The organism is Streptomyces sp. NPDC001544, assembly GCF_042894285.1.
Classification (GTDB): Bacteria; Actinomycetota; Actinomycetes; order Streptomycetales; family Streptomycetaceae; genus Streptomyces.
The window spans coordinates 145,382-159,624 of the sequence record NZ_JBIAVN010000003.1 but is presented as its reverse complement, the minus strand read 5'-3'; the positions used below and the strand labels follow the sequence as shown (position 1 = coordinate 159,624).

The following is a 14,243-nucleotide window of genomic DNA, read 5'->3' as shown; positions in this document are numbered from 1 at the left end:
CGTCAGGGAACAAGCGGGGTGCCATGGAGACACCACTGTGACGGTTTTCGCTTCTCGGCGCCGGAGGCAACCTCGGGGCGGCTTTCCGGCGTCAGCGGGTGTACTGGTAAGTAGCCGACGCCTGCTCGTACAGCCTCGTCACCTCGTCGCGTTCCGCCTCCGGGCCGCGGACCTGCACGATGTGGTAGCGGCCGCCCAGGAGGATCGCGATGTTGCGGACGAACAGGTCGCGTCCCTGGCCGTCGGTCCAGGTGAACTGCCCCTCGGCCATGGTCTTTCCGCCCACCTCGATGGTCCTGAGACCGGTGGCCGTGGCCCAGCTGGAGTCACGGTAGGGCTGGAGCTCGCTCTCCTTGTCCCGCTGGTACTTCATGGGGTCGCTGCCGTACTGCGCGGCGCCGTCGCGGCCCGGGACGACGATGAGCTGGAAGTCGCCGTGCGCGTACACCACTTCGCCCAGGCCGTTCTTGGGCGTGCGGCTCCAGCCCTTGGCGACGGCGAGCTGGAAGCCCTCGGGGTCCTTGCGCAGCGTGAAGCCGTCGGCGACGTCCGGGCCGGTGGTGGTCTGGGTCTCGGTGGAAGGGGCCGACCGGGAGGGGCTGGGGTCCGTACCCGGTGAGGTCCCGGCCGACGACGGCGAACCGCTCGGCCGGGGCGCCGGGCTCGCCTGCCCGGCGGAACCCGTGCGGTCGCCGCTCGCCGCGCCGCCGTCGTCCTTGGCCTTCGGCATGAACAGCACGGCGTAGACGACCGCGCCGGCCAGCAGGAGCAGTATCAGGACCAGCAGGGTACGGCCGAGGCTGCGGGGTGAACGCGCCTCCTGCCTCGCCCTCTTGTGCCGGCCGTGCGGACCGGCCGCGGGCAGCCCGGCCCGCCGCCTGCGCACCAGTTCGCCACGCCGGCGCACGATCGGCAGCCGGCTCGGGTCGGGCGGCGGGGCCGCTATGACGTGGGTGCCGGCCTCCGGTTCGGGCGCCGACCGCACCAGGGAGCGCAGCCAGCCGCCCAGTTCCTCGAAGTCGAGCCGCTCGGTGGGATCCTGACGCAGCAGCGACTCCACGACCGGCCTGAGCGGCCCGCACTCCTCCGCGTAGGCGGGCGGCTCGGCGCACACGAGCTGCACCAGTTCGGCGGTCGACTCCTCCGGGTACGGGGCGTGCCCCTGTACGGCCCGGAAGAGCAGCGCGCCGAGCGCCCACAGGTCGGTGGCCGGCCCGATGGGTGCCGCGAGCTGCCAGTTCTCGTGCACGGGCCCGGCCTGCTCCGGTGCCCACCGCTCGGTGACCGGCCCCACCACGGTCATCCGGACCTGCCGTGCCCGCTCGGCGGCCAGGGGGGTGGCGGGAGTACGGCGGGCGGGGCCCCAGTCGGGTGCGGCACCGCCGGGGGCCAGGGTCTGGTGCGGATCGCCGGGGGCGGTTCCGCTCGCGGGCAGAGCCGGGCGCGGCCGGCCGCCGGTCATCCCCGGGGGCGTGGCTTCGGGGGCGCTGCGGGGCGTGCCTCCGGGCCAGGAGGGGGGTCGCACGCCGTAGGGGTCGGCGATCTGACCGGGGGGCGTCGAGCCGGTCCGCCGGCCGGTGTCCTGGCCCGGGAGGACGTACGGAGACTGGGCCGAACCGTTCGCCCGGTCGAGGGCACCGGTGTCGTCCTCGGCGGGCGGGCGGGCGCCGGGCAGGGCGGGCGGGGTGTTCTCCTGGGCCTCCTGCACCCGGGCGGCGGCACGCGCGCCCGCGCGGTACGCGGCGATCGCGCCGGCGCGCGCGGCCCTGATGTCCTCGCCGGTCTCGGGCGCCCGGCGGGCCGGTACGCCCGGCCCCGGGCCACCGGCCGTGTCGTCCGTGCCGGGGGCGAGCCCGCCGGCCGCCCGTGCCTGGATCGCGGCCCGCCGGGCGGCCTCGGGGTCCACCTCTTCGGGCGCCGCGCCGCCGGGCGGCCCGGATATGGCGGGCCCGGCCGGACCGCGGGCGCCCACGGGCCCCACGAGGTCATCGGCGTCGCCGGCCGTTCCCGCCGGGTAGCCGTCCTGGACCGGCACCGGGTCGTACCCGCACAGTGCCTCCTCCGCCGCGCCGACCGCGAGGCCGGTCAGCATCACCCGCCCGTCGTCGCAGATCAGGACGGTGCGGGCGGTGATGTTGCGGTGGACCCAGCCGTGGGCGTGCAGCACCCGCAGCGCCATCAGCACGTCGGAGGCGACCTCCGCCGCGCGGTACGGCGTCAGCGGGCTCTCGGCGAGCAGCGCGGCCAGCGGGCGTGCGGCGACGAGTTCGCTGACTATCCACAGCGAGCCGCCCTCGGCGAACACGTCGAAGACCTGGTCGAGCCGCGGGTGGTCGGGGATGGAGGCGGCGGCCTGCGCGGCCTCGACGGCGCGCCGCACCGCCGGGTCGGCGGGCTGCCGGGTGGCGGTCCGGGCCGCGGGGGGCCGACGGGCGCCGGGCTGCCGTGCCGTGAAACCGTCGGGCAACCCGTCGGCGTCGAGCACCTCGGCCTCGACGACCTCAGGCAACGGCACCTGCCGGACCAGGACTTCCTGCCCGCTGTAGGTGTCGAAGGCCCTGGTCTCGGTGAGTTCGTACTCGTCGGAGGGCGGCAGCGGCAGGCGGTAGCGGTCGGCGAGTACCCGACCCGCATAGTCCTCCACGTTGCCTCCCCCGGCCATCCGGTCGGTCAAATCCGCTCGTCACGCGGCCCGTTCTGTATACGGACCTTGATGCGTACGGTCCGCAACCACTCACGATACGTGCCGGAGGCAACCTGCAATGAGGGATGCGGGATTCTCACGCACCGAAGCCGGGCGGGCTCGGCTCACCGCTTCGGCTGGAAGGACGCCGTCAGCGTCTTCCAGGTGTCCTTGCGCAGTTCGCCGCCCCACTTGGCCGCCTTCGCCGTGTACATGAGCGCGTACCCCTGATGGCCGTTGACGACGAACCCGCGGTCGATCGTCCGGTACGCGGTCCCTCCGTCGACGTAGGTGAACTCCCAGTCGGCCGCGTTCCAGCCGCGGTAGTCCACCTGCTCGATGCGGACGCGGTGGTACTGCGCGCGCACCATGTAGCGTTCCTGGCTCCTCCAGTCCGCCACCGGGTCGTTCTTGGGTGTGCTCGTCCAGGCGATCAGCAGCTTCTGTCCGTCGGGGCCGGTGAAACGGTCTCCCGCGGCGCCGGCGGACTGGTACTTCCAGCCCTTGGGCAAGCCGATCGAGTACCCCTGATCGCCCTTGTGCACCGACACCGCCGGCGCGCTGCCGCCGCCACCGGAACCCGACGAGTCGCCGTCGGGCTCACTGGCGACCGCACTCGCGCTCGTGGCCGATCCGGAGGTCGTGTCCGAACCCGTCGTGGTGGACGGCGCGTTGCCGCTGTCCGTACGGGTACCGCCGCCCGGGTCCTCCTTGGTGCCGGGGCTCGCGCTGGAACTCGCCACGGGCTTGCCGCTGTCGCCCTTGGCGCCCTTGGAGTCGCTGTCGCCGCCACTGAGCGTGATCGCCAGTACGGTCCCGAGCACGGCCAGCACCACGACCACCGCGATGATCACCAGGGTCCGCCTGGGCACGACGTCGGTGAGCGGCGCCCTGGGGACGGGCCTGGGCGGCAGGTCCAGGTCCGGCGGCGGCACCACGGGCCAGCCCGAACTCGGCTTCCTGGCCCCCTCGCCCGAGCGCTGCCCGGGCACCGAGGCGGACGGGGACGCGGACGCAGTCCCGGACGGCTTGCCGGCCGGGGCCCCCGTGGAGGGCTTCCCGGCAGTCGTCCCGCCGGACGCCGTGGCGGCCCGCGTGCCCGGGGCGCTGCCGCCACCGCTCTTCGTACGGGACGTGCCCGCCGCGGTGACCGCCCCGGCCGCCACGGCCTTGCGCGCGGAGCGCAGTTTGCCGCGCAGCTTCTCCGCGGGCTCCTTGCCGGAACCGGCGTCGCCCGACCCGCCCTTGTCGTCGGCCCCGTCGGGCAGCTTCGGCAGCGGCACGACCCGGGTCGCGTCCATCGCCTCCGGCTCGGGAGCGTCGATGACCGCCTTGAGCAGGGTCCGGGCGCCGGCGTCGTCGAGCCGTGTGGCCGGGTCCTTGGTGAGCAGTCCGTGGATGACGTCCCTGAGCGGGCCGGCGTTCTTCGGCTCCTCCAGCTGCTCGGTCATCACCGCGGTGAGCGTGGCGATGGCCGACCCCTTGTCGTACGGCGGCGTGCCCTCGACCGCCGCGTACAGCAGGCCGCCGAGCGACCAGAGGTCCGCGGCGGGGCCCGGCTTGTGGCCGCGGGCCCGCTCCGGCGAGATGTAGGAGGGGGCGCCGACGAGCATGCCCGTGGAGGTGATGGACGGGTCGCCCTCGACCTGCGCGATGCCGAAGTCGGTGAGCACGACCCGGCCGTCCTCGGCGATGAGCACGTTGGACGGCTTCACGTCCCGGTGCAGGATGCCCTCGCGGTGCGCCGAACGCAGCACGTCGAGGATGGCCAGCCCGACCTCCGCCGCGCGCCTGGGCTTCAGCACGCCGTCCTCGCGGATGACCTCGGCGAGGGACTTGCCCTCGACCAGCTCCATCACGATCCACGGCCGGTCGTCCTCTTCGACCACGTCGAAGACCGTCACCGCGCTGTTGTTGCGGATCCGGGCGATCGCCTTGGCCTCGCGCAGGGTGCGCGTGATCAGACGCCGCTTCTCGTCCTCGTCGATGTTCGACGGGAACCGCAGCTCCTTCACGGCGACCGTCCGCCCGAGGGTCTCGTCCTCGGCGCGCCACACAGTGCCCATGCCACCGCGGCCGAGTACGTCCCCCAGCCGGTACCGCCCGGCGAGAAGACGCTCGCTCTTGTCCTGACGAGTCTCCTGACGAGAAGTCCCCGCCCGCTCCGCCTCCGACATGCGTCCCCTCATGCAACCCGCCCTGACAGAGCCTCCATTGTCCCTCACCCGACAAGTGCTCGATGCCGTGGGGGCCCCGCACCTTGTCCGGGGCCCGTGGATCCGGGGAGCGGGTGAGGTGCGGGTTCGGCGTGTCGGCATGACGGGACGCCACGGCGGAGTCCGTGCAGGGGCGTTCGGACGCGCTCCGGGGCGCCGTTACAGCGGCACGATGTCCGGTGCTCCGAGCCGGGCCGCGTCCGCCGTGAGGTCGTCCGGCTGGCGCTGCGACTCCCGTTCGGCCTCGACCCGCTTCTCGTAGTGCTCGACCTCGCGCTCGATCTGGCTCTTGTCCCAGCCCAGCACCGGCGCCATCAGTTCGGCGGCCTCGCGGGCGCTGAGGGTGCCGCGGTCGAAGGTCTCGATGGAGATGCGGGTGCGGCGGGTGAGTACGTCGTCCAGGTGCCGGGCGCCCTCGTGGGAGGCGGCGTACACGATCTCCGCGCGCAGGTAGTCGTCGGCGGCCTGCAACGGTTCGCCGAGCGTGGGGTCGGCGGCGATGAGGTCCAGGACCTCCTCGGCCATGGAGCCGTACCGGTTCAGCAGGTGCTCCACGCGCACCACGTGCAGGCCGGTCCGCGCGGCGATGCGGGCGCGGGCGTTCCACAGCGCCGCGTACCCCTCCGCGCCCAGCAGCGGGACGTCCTCGGTGACGCACTCGGCGACCCGCATGTCGAGCCCGTGCACCGCCTCGTCGACGGCGTCCTTGGCCATCACCCGGTACGTCGTGTACTTCCCGCCCGCGACGACCACCAGGCCGGGCACCGGATGGGCGACGGTGTGCTCGCGCGACAGCTTGCTGGTGGCGTCGGACTCACCGGCGAGCAGCGGGCGCAGCCCCGCGTACACGCCCTGGACGTCGTCACGGCTCAGCGGCACCGAGAGGACGGAGTTGACGTGTTCCAGCAGGTAGTCGATGTCGGCGCTGGAGGCGGCCGGATGGGCCTTGTCGAGGTCCCAGTCGGTGTCGGTGGTCCCGACGATCCAGTGCCGGCCCCACGGGATGACGAACAGGACGGACTTCTCCGTGCGCAGGATCAGACCGGTCGTGGAGTGGATGCGGTCCTTGGGGACGACCAGGTGGATGCCCTTGGAGGCGCGGACGTGGAACTGTCCCCGCTCCCCCACCAGTCCCTGGGTGTCGTCGGTCCACACGCCGGTGGCGTTGACGACCTGCTTGGCGCGGATCTCGTACTCGCCGCCGCCCTCCACGTCCTGCACCCGGGCGCCGACGACCCGTTCGCCCTCGCGCAGGAAACCGGTCACGCGCGCGCGGTTGGCGGCGTGGGCGCCGTACGACACGGCCGTGCGTATGAGGGTCGCCACGAAGCGGGCGTCGTCCATCTGGGCGTCGTAGTACTGCAGGGCGCCCACCAGCGCGTCCTTGCGCAGGGCGGGGGCCACGCGCAGCGCGTGCCGACGGGACAGGTGGCGGTGCGTGGGCAGGCCCCGGCCGTGACCACGGGCCATCGACATGGCGTCGTAGAGGGCGACGCCCGACCCGGCGTACCAGCGCTCCCAGCCCTTGTGCTGCAGCGGGTAGAGGAACGGCACCGGCTTGACCAGGTGCGGGGCGAGGCGCTCCAGCAGCAGGCCGCGCTCCTTCAGGGCCTCGCGGACGAGGGCGAAGTCGAGCATCTCCAGGTAGCGCAGGCCGCCGTGGATGAGCTTGCTGGACCTGCTCGAGGTGCCCGACGCCCAGTCGCGGGCCTCGACCAGTCCCGTCGCAAGGCCCCGGGTGACGGCGTCCAGGGCGGTGCCCGCGCCGACCACTCCGCCGCCGACCACCAGTACGTCCAGTTCACGCTCGGCCATGGCCGCCAGGGACTCGGCGCGCTGCGCCGGCCCCAGTGTCGCTGTCCTCACCGCTGCCTCCCGCTCTCCGTCATCGGTCGCGCGGACCGCACCCGGTGGGCGAAGCCCGGTTCCCCTTCCCCCTGCCCAGAATTCTGACCGGCTTGCCCCGCTTCAGCCACCACTCGCTCCCGTCCTGTGGACAACCGGCTCCTGAGCAGCGGAAGACACATGACCGCAATCCCGCATCAAGGTCATATTTACTCCTAGTCTGACATTGCGCGCGTCCATCCCGTCCACCGGGCTTGCGCACCTGTCCCGCCTCGGCTACTGGGAAGGACGGCTCACGCCCATGCCCGCAGACCTCGCCGTCATCGGACTCGGCCCCTACGGCCTTCCCCTGGCCCAGACCGCCGTCGCAGCCGGCATCTCCACCCTCGGGTACGCCACCGGCCCGGAGCCCGGCCCCCTCAGCCCCGCCGAGCTGCGCCGGATGCTCTCGGGGGGATTCCGGCCGACCGACGACCCGGCCGCGCTGGGCCGGGTGCGCACCGCCGTGATCTGCGCGCCGACCGCGCGCGGGGCGGACGGCGGGCTCGACCTCGGCCAGGTCGAGGCGGCCGCGCGCACGCTGGCCCGGCGGCTGCGCCCGCACACCACGGTGATCCTGGAGTCACCCGTGCACCCGGGTACGACCGAGGACTTCCTGCGCCCCCTGCTGGAGGAGGGCTCCGGGCTGCGCGCGGGCCGCGACTTCCACCTCGCCTACTCCCCCAGCCGTGTGGACCCCGGCAACCGCGACTTCACCCCGGCCAACACCCCGAAGGTGATCGGCGGGCTCACCCCGGCGTGCACCGAATCGGCCGCCACCTTCTACGGACGGCTCACCGACAAGGTGGTACGCGCGCGTGGACCGCGTGAGGCGGAGACCGTGCAGTTGCTGGAGACGAACTACCGGCATGTGAACATCGCACTCGTCAACGAGATGGCCGTGCTCTGTCACGACCTGGGCGTCGACCTGTGGGACGTGATCCGCTGCGCGGAGACCAAGCCGTTCGGCTTCCAGGCCTTCCGGCCGGGCCCGGGCGTCGGCGGCCACGGCCTGGCGCAGGACCTCACCGGCCACACCGGCCGCAACCTGCGCATGGTGGAACTGGCCCAGCAGGTCAACAGCCGGATGCCCCGGTACGTCGTCCAGCGCGCCGCCGCCCTCCTCAACGAGCACGGCAAGTCGGCGCGGGGCGCGCGCGTGCTGCTGCTCGGCGTCACCTACAAGGCCGACCTCGCCGACCAGCAGGAGACGCCCGCCCAGGAGATCGCCCTGCGGCTGATGGAGCTGGGCGCCTCCGTCAGCTTCCACGACCCCTACGTGGGTTCCTGGAGCGTGCTGGACCGCCCGGTCCCGCGCGCGGACGCCCTGTACGAGGCGGCCGCCGACGCCGACCTCACGATCCTGCTCCAGCAGCACCGGACGTACGACCTCCAGGGTCTGTCGGTGAAGGCCCAGCTGCTGCTGGACACCCGCGGCGCGACACCGGCGGGCACGGCGCACCGGCTCTGAGCGGGCGGTGCGAAAACGCCTGCGGCGTTGTCACCGCCGACTGCTGATCTCCCCACTCGTCGCACAACTGTGCACGTCTTCATCACATCATCGGGGGGATTCCTGTCATGAGCCAGTCAGCTCCACCGCCGCCTTACGAGCAGCAGCCGCAGCCGTCCGACGCCGTCCCGTACGCCCCGCCGGTACCGCCCGCGCCGCAGAAGGACAACGTCGCCCTCGGCCTGGTGGCCGCCCTCGGCGCCGCCCTGGTCGCCGCCGCGCTCTACGGCGTCGTCATCGGGCTCACCAAGCACGAGATCGGCTGGGCGGCGGTCGGTGTCGGCTTCGTCATCGGCCTCGCGGCGGGCAAGGTCGGCGGCCGCAACCCCGCCCTCGCCGTCGCCGGCGCGATGCTCGCGCTGGGCGCGGTCTACATCGGCCATCTGGTGGGCGAGGCCATGATCGGCGCGGACTCCGTCGGCGTGAGCTTCTCCAAGCTCATCTTCCAGCACTTCGGCCTCGTCCAGGACGCCTGGAAGGAGGACGCCGACCCGCTGACCTTCCTCTTCTTCGGCCTCGCGGCCTTCGCCGCCTTCTCGGGCACCAAGAAGGCAGCGGCCTGACAGCGGGGCCCGTCCACCGAGGTGGACGGGCCCTTCACTTCATGCTCGCCTGGGCTGCACCCCCAGGGACGCGGGGCTGTTCCGATATGCGGCTGCCGCCGTGCGCGCACCGGACCGTCAGCGCGCCTGTGCTGGAAGCCGACGCCTGACCGCCACCCCGCCAGGGGCGCGGGGAACTGCGCGACCAGCCCCCACCGGCCGGCGGACGAACGAACCACCGAACCAGCGCAGCGCCACCGCCCCGCAGAAGAACGAACCGCCGACCCGGCGGAGCGTCACCGCTTGTGCTGCGAGTCCGCCACCGTCACCTCGACCCGCTGGAACTCCTTGAGCTCGCTGTAGCCGGTCGTGGCCATGGCACGGCGCAGGGCGCCGAAGAAGTTCATCGAGCCGTCGGGGAAGTGGGACGGGCCGGTGAGGATCTCCTCGATGGTGCCGACCGTGCCGAGGTCGACCTTCTTGCCGCGCGGCAGCTCCTCGTTGACGGCCTCCATGCCCCAGTGGTGGCCCCTGCCGGGCCCGTCCGTGGCGCGGGCCAGCGGGGAGCCCATCATCACCGAGTCGGCACCGCAGGCGATCGCCTTGGGCAGGTCGCCGGACCAGCCGACCCCGCCGTCCGCGATCACGTGCACGTACCGGCCGCCGGACTCGTCCATGTAGTCACGGCGGGCCGCCGCCACGTCCGCGACCGCCGTCGCCATGGGGACCTGGATGCCCAGCACGTTGCGCGTGGTGTGCGCGGCGCCGCCGCCGAAGCCGACCAGGACACCGGCCGCGCCGGTGCGCATCAGGTGCAGGGCGGCGGTGTAGGTGGCGCAGCCGCCGACGATCACGGGCACGTCGAGTTCGTAGATGAACTGCTTCAGGTTCAGCGGCTCGTGCGAGGACGAGACGTGCTCCGCCGACACCGTCGTGCCGCGGATGACGAAGATGTCCACGCCCGCGTCCACGACCGCCTTGGAGAACTGGGCCGTGCGCTGCGGGGAGAGCGCCGCGGCGGTGACCACACCGGAGTCGCGGACCTCCTTGATGCGCGCGCCGATCAGCTCCTCCTTGATGGGGGCGGCGTAGATCTCCTGCAGACGGCGGGTCGCGGTCTCCGCGTCCAGGTCGACGATCTCGTCGAGCAGCGGCTGCGGGTCCTCGTAGCGCGTCCACAGGCCCTCGAGGTTGAGCACGCCCAGGCCGCCGAGCTCGCCGATGCGGATCGCGGTGGCCGGGGAGACGACCGAGTCCATGGGGGCGGCCAGGAAGGGCAGCTCGAAGCGGTAGGCGTCGATCTGCCAGGCGATCGAGACCTCCTTCGGGTCCCGGGTACGGCGGCTGGGGACGACGGCGATGTCGTCGAAGGCGTACGCCCGGCGGCCGCGCTTGCCGCGCCCGATCTCGATCTCAGTCACGTCTGTGGCCTTTCCCTGATGCGTTGCAGCGCCTTCCAGTATCGCCGACGGGCACGACGAGGGCGGCCCCGGATGCTCCGGAGCCGCCCTCGGACGCCTGACGCCTACTTGTTGCTGTAGTTCGGCGCCTCGACCGTCATCTGGATGTCGTGCGGGTGGCTCTCCTTGAGGCCCGCGGAGGTGATGCGCACGAAGCGGCCCTTGGACTCCATCTCCCCGATGGTGGCGGCGCCCACGTACCCCATGGTCTGGCGCAGTCCGCCGACGAGCTGGTGCAGCACGTTGGAGAGCGGACCGCGGTAGGGCACCTGGCCCTCGACGCCCTCGGGCACGAGCTTGTCGTCGGAGGAGACCTCCGCCTGGAAGTAGCGGTCCTTCGAGTACGACTTCGCCTGGCCGCGCGACTGCATGGCGCCGAGCGAGCCCATGCCGCGGTACGACTTGAACTGCTTGCCGTTGATGAACAGCAGCTCGCCCGGGGACTCCTCGCAGCCCGCGAGAAGCGAGCCCAGCATCACCGTGTCGGCGCCGGCGGCCAGCGCCTTGCCGATGTCGCCGGAGTACTGCAGGCCACCGTCGCCGATCAGCGGGATGCCGGCCGGGCGGGCGGCGAGGGAGGCCTCGTAGATGGCGGTGACCTGCGGGACACCGATGCCGGCGACGACACGGGTCGTACAGATGGAACCGGGGCCCACGCCCACCTTGATGCCGTCGACACCGGCGTCGATCAGCGCCTGCGCGCCGTCACGGGTGGCGACGTTGCCGCCGATCACGTCGACGGACACACTCGACTTGATCTTCGACATCCAGCTCAGCGCGTTGCTGTTGTGGCCGTGCGAGGTGTCGACGACCAGGAAGTCCACCCCGGCCCCGGCGAGCGCCTGGGCGCGCTCCAGCGCCTCGGGGCTGGCGCCGACCGCGGCACCGACGAGCAGCCGGCCCTCGGCGTCCTTGGCGGCGTTCGGGTACTTCTCGGCCTTGACGAAGTCCTTGACGGTGATGAGTCCCTTGAGGACACCGGCGTCGTCGACCAGCGGAAGCTTTTCGATCTTGTGGCGGCGCAGCAGCTCCATGGCGTCGACGCCGGAGATGCCGACCTTGCCGGTGACCAGCGGCATCGGCGTCATGACCTCGCGGACCTGGCGGGTGCGGTCCGTCTCGAAGGCCATGTCGCGGTTGGTCACGATGCCGAGCAGCTTGCCGGCCGGGTCGGTGACGGGGACACCGCTGATGCGGAACTTGCCGCACAGGGCGTCGGCCTCGGCGAGGGTGGCTTCCGGGTGGATGGTGATGGGGTTGGCCACCATGCCGGACTCGGAGCGCTTCACCAGGTCGACCTGGTTGACCTGGTCCTCGATGGAGAGGTTGCGGTGCAGTACGCCGACGCCGCCGAGGCGGGCCATCGCGATCGCCATGCGGGACTCGGTGACCTTGTCCATCGCCGCCGACAGCAGCGGGATGTTGACCCGCACGTTGCGGGAGATCCGGGACGAGGTGTCGACCGCGTTCGGGAGCACCTCGGATGCGCCCGGCAGCAGCAGCACGTCGTCGTAGGTCAGCCCGAGTGTCGCGAATTTACCGGGCACTCCGTCGACGTTTGCAGTCATGACACCTTCCCCAAATGGCCTTGATCGGTGCGGATGTCCATGCTAACGGGAAGCTCGGCCGTCACATTCCACGGTTCCGCGGGACCGTGGGCTTCGTATGTTCGTACGGAACCGGGACGGCGCCCGTTCACAGAAGGTGCTCTCCGCAGGGTGGTTCACCCTGGTTCACTGCTCGGCGAGCGCCCGCAGGCGGCTGAGCGCCCTGTGCTGCGCCACCCGTACCGCTCCGGGTGACATTCCCAACATCTGACCGGTCTCCTCCGCGGTCAACCCCACCGCGATGCGCAGCAGCAGCAGCTCGCGCTGGTTCTCCGGGAGGTTGGCCAGCAGTTTCTTGGCCCACTCGGCGTCGCTGCTGAGCAGGGCGCGCTCCTCGGGGCCGAGGGAGTCGTCGGGGCGTTCCGGCATCTCGTCCGAGGGGACGGCCGTCGAGCCGGGGTGGCGCATCGCGGCGCGCTGCAGGTCGGCGACCTTGTGCGAGGCGATGGCGAAGACGAAGGCCTCGAAGGGGCGGCCGGTGTCCCGGTAGCGCGGCAGGGCGAGCAGGACGGCGACGCAGACCTCCTGGGCGAGATCCTCGACGAAGTGGCGCGCGTCGCCCGGGAGCCGGGACAGCCGGGTCCGGCAGTAGCGCAGCGCGAGGGGGTGGACATGGGCGAGCAGGTCGTGCGTGGCCTGCTCGTCCCCGTCGACGGCGCGATGCACGAGCCCGCCGATCGTCCCCTGAGCCGTGCCCGCCTCGTCGTCGCGCATCGGTCCATGGTGCCTTGCGGCCGTCCGGTCCGTCGCATCGTGCTGGTGGTTGTGCACCGAAGCGTTATGAGCAGGTGCGCCGGCACTCATTCCCTGCGCCCTCCCCTTCCGCTCGACCGACTCGTCCCCGAGGAACTCCACACCTCAAGGATGCGGCATCCGCGACGAAACGAGCAGCGGCCGTCCGGGGGGCCGCCGCGGAACGCGGCTCGGGCCCACCCGTCCCCCGCCCACGCCGCGTCGGGCGGGGGGCACGGCGGTGGTCCGCACCCCCGCTACGGATCACCGTCCTACCGGACCAGTCCCCAACGGAAACCGAGCGCCACCGCGTGCGCCCGGTCCGAGGCGCCGAGCTTCTTGAACAGGCGCCGGGCGTGGGTCTTGACGGTGTCCTCGGAGAGGAACAGCTCGCGGCCGATCTCGGCGTTGGAGCGGCCGTGGCTCATGCCCTCCAGGACCTGGATCTCACGCGCGGTGAGCGTGGGCGCGGCGCCCATCTCGGCGGAGCGCAGCCGACGCGGCGCCAGACGCCAGGTCGGGTCGGCGAGGGCCTGGGTCACCGTGGCGCGCAGCTCGGCGCGGGAGGCGTCCTTGTGCAGGTACCCCCGGGCACCGGCGGCGACGGCCAGGGCCACGCCGTCGAGGTCCTCGGCCACGGTCAGCATGATGATCCGCGCGCCCGGGTCGGCGGACAGCAGCCGGCGCACGGTCTCGACGCCGCCCAGTCCGGGCATGCGTACGTCCATCAGGATCAGGTCCGAGCGGTCCGCTCCCCAGCGGCGGAGGACTTCCTCGCCGTTGGCCGCGGTCGTCACGCGCTCGACGCCGGGCACGGTCGCGACCGCGCGGCGCAGCGCCTCTCGGGCAAGCGGGGAGTCGTCGCAGACGAGGACGGATGTCATGGCCGCCCTCCGCAGCTGATGCGCGTCACCTTGAGCCTCCAGGCTGGTACGAAATCGTCACCTGTGCGGTCGACCGTCTCGGACGCCTGCCCGAGCGCTTGTGTTTTCAACCGCCTCCGCACTCTCAACGACGGTCACTCGAAAGAGTTACGGGGCTGCATGCCATCTTCGGCACTCTACGTGAGGGTGCGGACACGGTGCAGACATGCCCGGCGGACCCTCAACTTTTCATCACAACCTATGCCCCGTTTAGACCTTTTTCGTACCGTTTTTCGGTGTCTGGAGCTAGATTCGCAATGAGTCATATTTTCATCTCCTTAGACCGGAGATGTACGGTCGTTGGCACCGGATCCGCCCAGAACGGCTACAAGGGGTCACGCAATGGCAGATTTCTCCCGCCTTCCCGGACCGAACGCGGACCTTTGGGACTGGCAGCTCCTGGCTGCCTGCCGTGGGGTCGACAGCTCGCTCTTCTTTCACCCGGAGGGCGAGCGCGGGGCGGCTCGGAGCGCTCGAGAGAACTCGGCCAAGGAGGTCTGCATGAGGTGCCCGGTACGCGCCCAGTGCGCGGCGCACGCGCTGGCGGTGCGCGAGCCGTACGGCGTATGGGGCGGCCTGACCGAGGACGAGCGCGAAGAGCTCATGGGGCGGGCACGGCACCGGCTGGTGTCGGCGTCGTCGAACCACGGGGACACCGCCCCGGACAACTGAAGGAACGTTTCTGC

At 72.1% G+C, this 14,243-nt stretch carries 10 protein-coding genes; 3 read left to right on the top strand and 7 right to left on the bottom strand.

Going from position 1 to position 14,243, the window contains the following annotated elements; genetic code table 11:
* Positions 1 to 91 precede the first annotated feature (91 nt).
* The 3 genes from ACFY0F_RS10630 to ACFY0F_RS10620 form a co-directional block, all read right to left on the bottom strand.
* Positions 92 to 2,644 (bottom strand): protein kinase, encoded by a 2,553-nt coding sequence (locus ACFY0F_RS10630; protein ID WP_388791648.1) that lies wholly within the window; start codon positions 2,642 to 2,644, stop codon positions 92 to 94.
* 164 nt (positions 2,645 to 2,808) lie between these two features.
* Positions 2,809 to 4,860: a protein kinase gene (locus ACFY0F_RS10625; RefSeq protein ID WP_388791646.1), complete on the bottom strand. Its 2,052-nt coding sequence runs from the start codon at positions 4,858 to 4,860 to the stop codon at positions 2,809 to 2,811.
* Positions 4,861 to 5,058: 198 nt separating this feature from the next.
* Positions 5,059 to 6,765 carry a glycerol-3-phosphate dehydrogenase/oxidase gene (locus ACFY0F_RS10620; protein ID WP_388791644.1) on the bottom strand — a complete coding sequence of 569 codons (1,707 nt, stop codon included), beginning with the start codon at positions 6,763 to 6,765 and terminating at the stop codon, positions 5,059 to 5,061.
* A gap of 280 nt (positions 6,766 to 7,045) precedes the next feature.
* On the opposite strand from ACFY0F_RS10620, the gene ACFY0F_RS10615 reads away from it, so the two are divergent.
* Both ACFY0F_RS10615 and ACFY0F_RS10610 read left to right on the top strand, forming a co-directional pair.
* Positions 7,046 to 8,254 carry a nucleotide sugar dehydrogenase gene (locus ACFY0F_RS10615; RefSeq protein WP_388791642.1) on the top strand — a complete coding sequence of 403 codons (1,209 nt, stop codon included), beginning with the start codon at positions 7,046 to 7,048 and terminating at the stop codon, positions 8,252 to 8,254.
* Positions 8,255 to 8,361: 107 nt separating this feature from the next.
* Complete coding sequence (locus tag ACFY0F_RS10610) at positions 8,362 to 8,856, top strand: hypothetical protein (protein WP_388791640.1); 495 nt, start codon at positions 8,362 to 8,364, stop codon at positions 8,854 to 8,856.
* Between the two features lie 275 nt (positions 8,857 to 9,131).
* Here the strand turns inward: ACFY0F_RS10610 and ACFY0F_RS10605 are convergent, their stop codons facing one another.
* The 4 genes from ACFY0F_RS10605 to ACFY0F_RS10590 all read right to left on the bottom strand — a co-directional run bounded on the left by ACFY0F_RS10605 (position 9,132) and on the right by ACFY0F_RS10590 (position 13,518).
* The gene (locus ACFY0F_RS10605) at positions 9,132 to 10,256 is read right to left on the bottom strand and encodes a GuaB3 family IMP dehydrogenase-related protein (RefSeq protein ID WP_388791638.1); all 1,125 of its coding nucleotides are present in this window, start codon (positions 10,254 to 10,256) and stop codon (positions 9,132 to 9,134) included.
* Between the two features lie 104 nt (positions 10,257 to 10,360).
* Complete coding sequence (gene guaB / locus ACFY0F_RS10600) at positions 10,361 to 11,863, bottom strand: IMP dehydrogenase (RefSeq protein WP_388791636.1); 1,503 nt, start codon at positions 11,861 to 11,863, stop codon at positions 10,361 to 10,363.
* A gap of 165 nt (positions 11,864 to 12,028) precedes the next feature.
* Positions 12,029 to 12,616 carry a sigma-70 family RNA polymerase sigma factor gene (locus tag ACFY0F_RS10595; RefSeq protein ID WP_388791634.1) on the bottom strand — a complete coding sequence of 196 codons (588 nt, stop codon included), beginning with the start codon at positions 12,614 to 12,616 and terminating at the stop codon, positions 12,029 to 12,031.
* A 290-nt stretch (positions 12,617 to 12,906) separates the two neighbouring features.
* Positions 12,907 to 13,518, bottom strand: coding sequence for a response regulator transcription factor (locus ACFY0F_RS10590; RefSeq protein WP_003948568.1), 612 nt, complete (start codon positions 13,516 to 13,518; stop codon positions 12,907 to 12,909).
* 381 nt (positions 13,519 to 13,899) lie between these two features.
* Between ACFY0F_RS10590 and ACFY0F_RS10585 the strand changes: the two genes are divergently transcribed.
* Positions 13,900 to 14,229: a WhiB family transcriptional regulator gene (locus ACFY0F_RS10585; RefSeq protein WP_388791632.1), complete on the top strand. Its 330-nt coding sequence runs from the start codon at positions 13,900 to 13,902 to the stop codon at positions 14,227 to 14,229.
* Positions 14,230 to 14,243 lie beyond the last annotated feature (14 nt).

What these genes read in the sequence shown, in the direction of transcription:
- ACFY0F_RS10625 (WP_388791646.1), bottom strand. Translation starts at nt 4,860, where the DNA reads ATGTCGGAGGCGGAGCGGGCGGGGACTTCTCGTCAGGAGACTCGTCAG.
- ACFY0F_RS10615 (WP_388791642.1), top strand. Translation starts at nt 7,046, where the DNA reads ATGCCCGCAGACCTCGCCGTCATCGGACTCGGCCCCTACGGCCTTCCC.
- ACFY0F_RS10610 (WP_388791640.1), top strand. Translation starts at nt 8,362, where the DNA reads ATGAGCCAGTCAGCTCCACCGCCGCCTTACGAGCAGCAGCCGCAGCCG.
- guaB (WP_388791636.1), bottom strand. Translation starts at nt 11,863, where the DNA reads ATGACTGCAAACGTCGACGGAGTGCCCGGTAAATTCGCGACACTCGGG.
- ACFY0F_RS10595 (WP_388791634.1), bottom strand. Translation starts at nt 12,616, where the DNA reads ATGCGCGACGACGAGGCGGGCACGGCTCAGGGGACGATCGGCGGGCTC.
- ACFY0F_RS10590 (WP_003948568.1), bottom strand. Translation starts at nt 13,518, where the DNA reads ATGACATCCGTCCTCGTCTGCGACGACTCCCCGCTTGCCCGAGAGGCG.
- ACFY0F_RS10585 (WP_388791632.1), top strand. Translation starts at nt 13,900, where the DNA reads ATGGCAGATTTCTCCCGCCTTCCCGGACCGAACGCGGACCTTTGGGAC.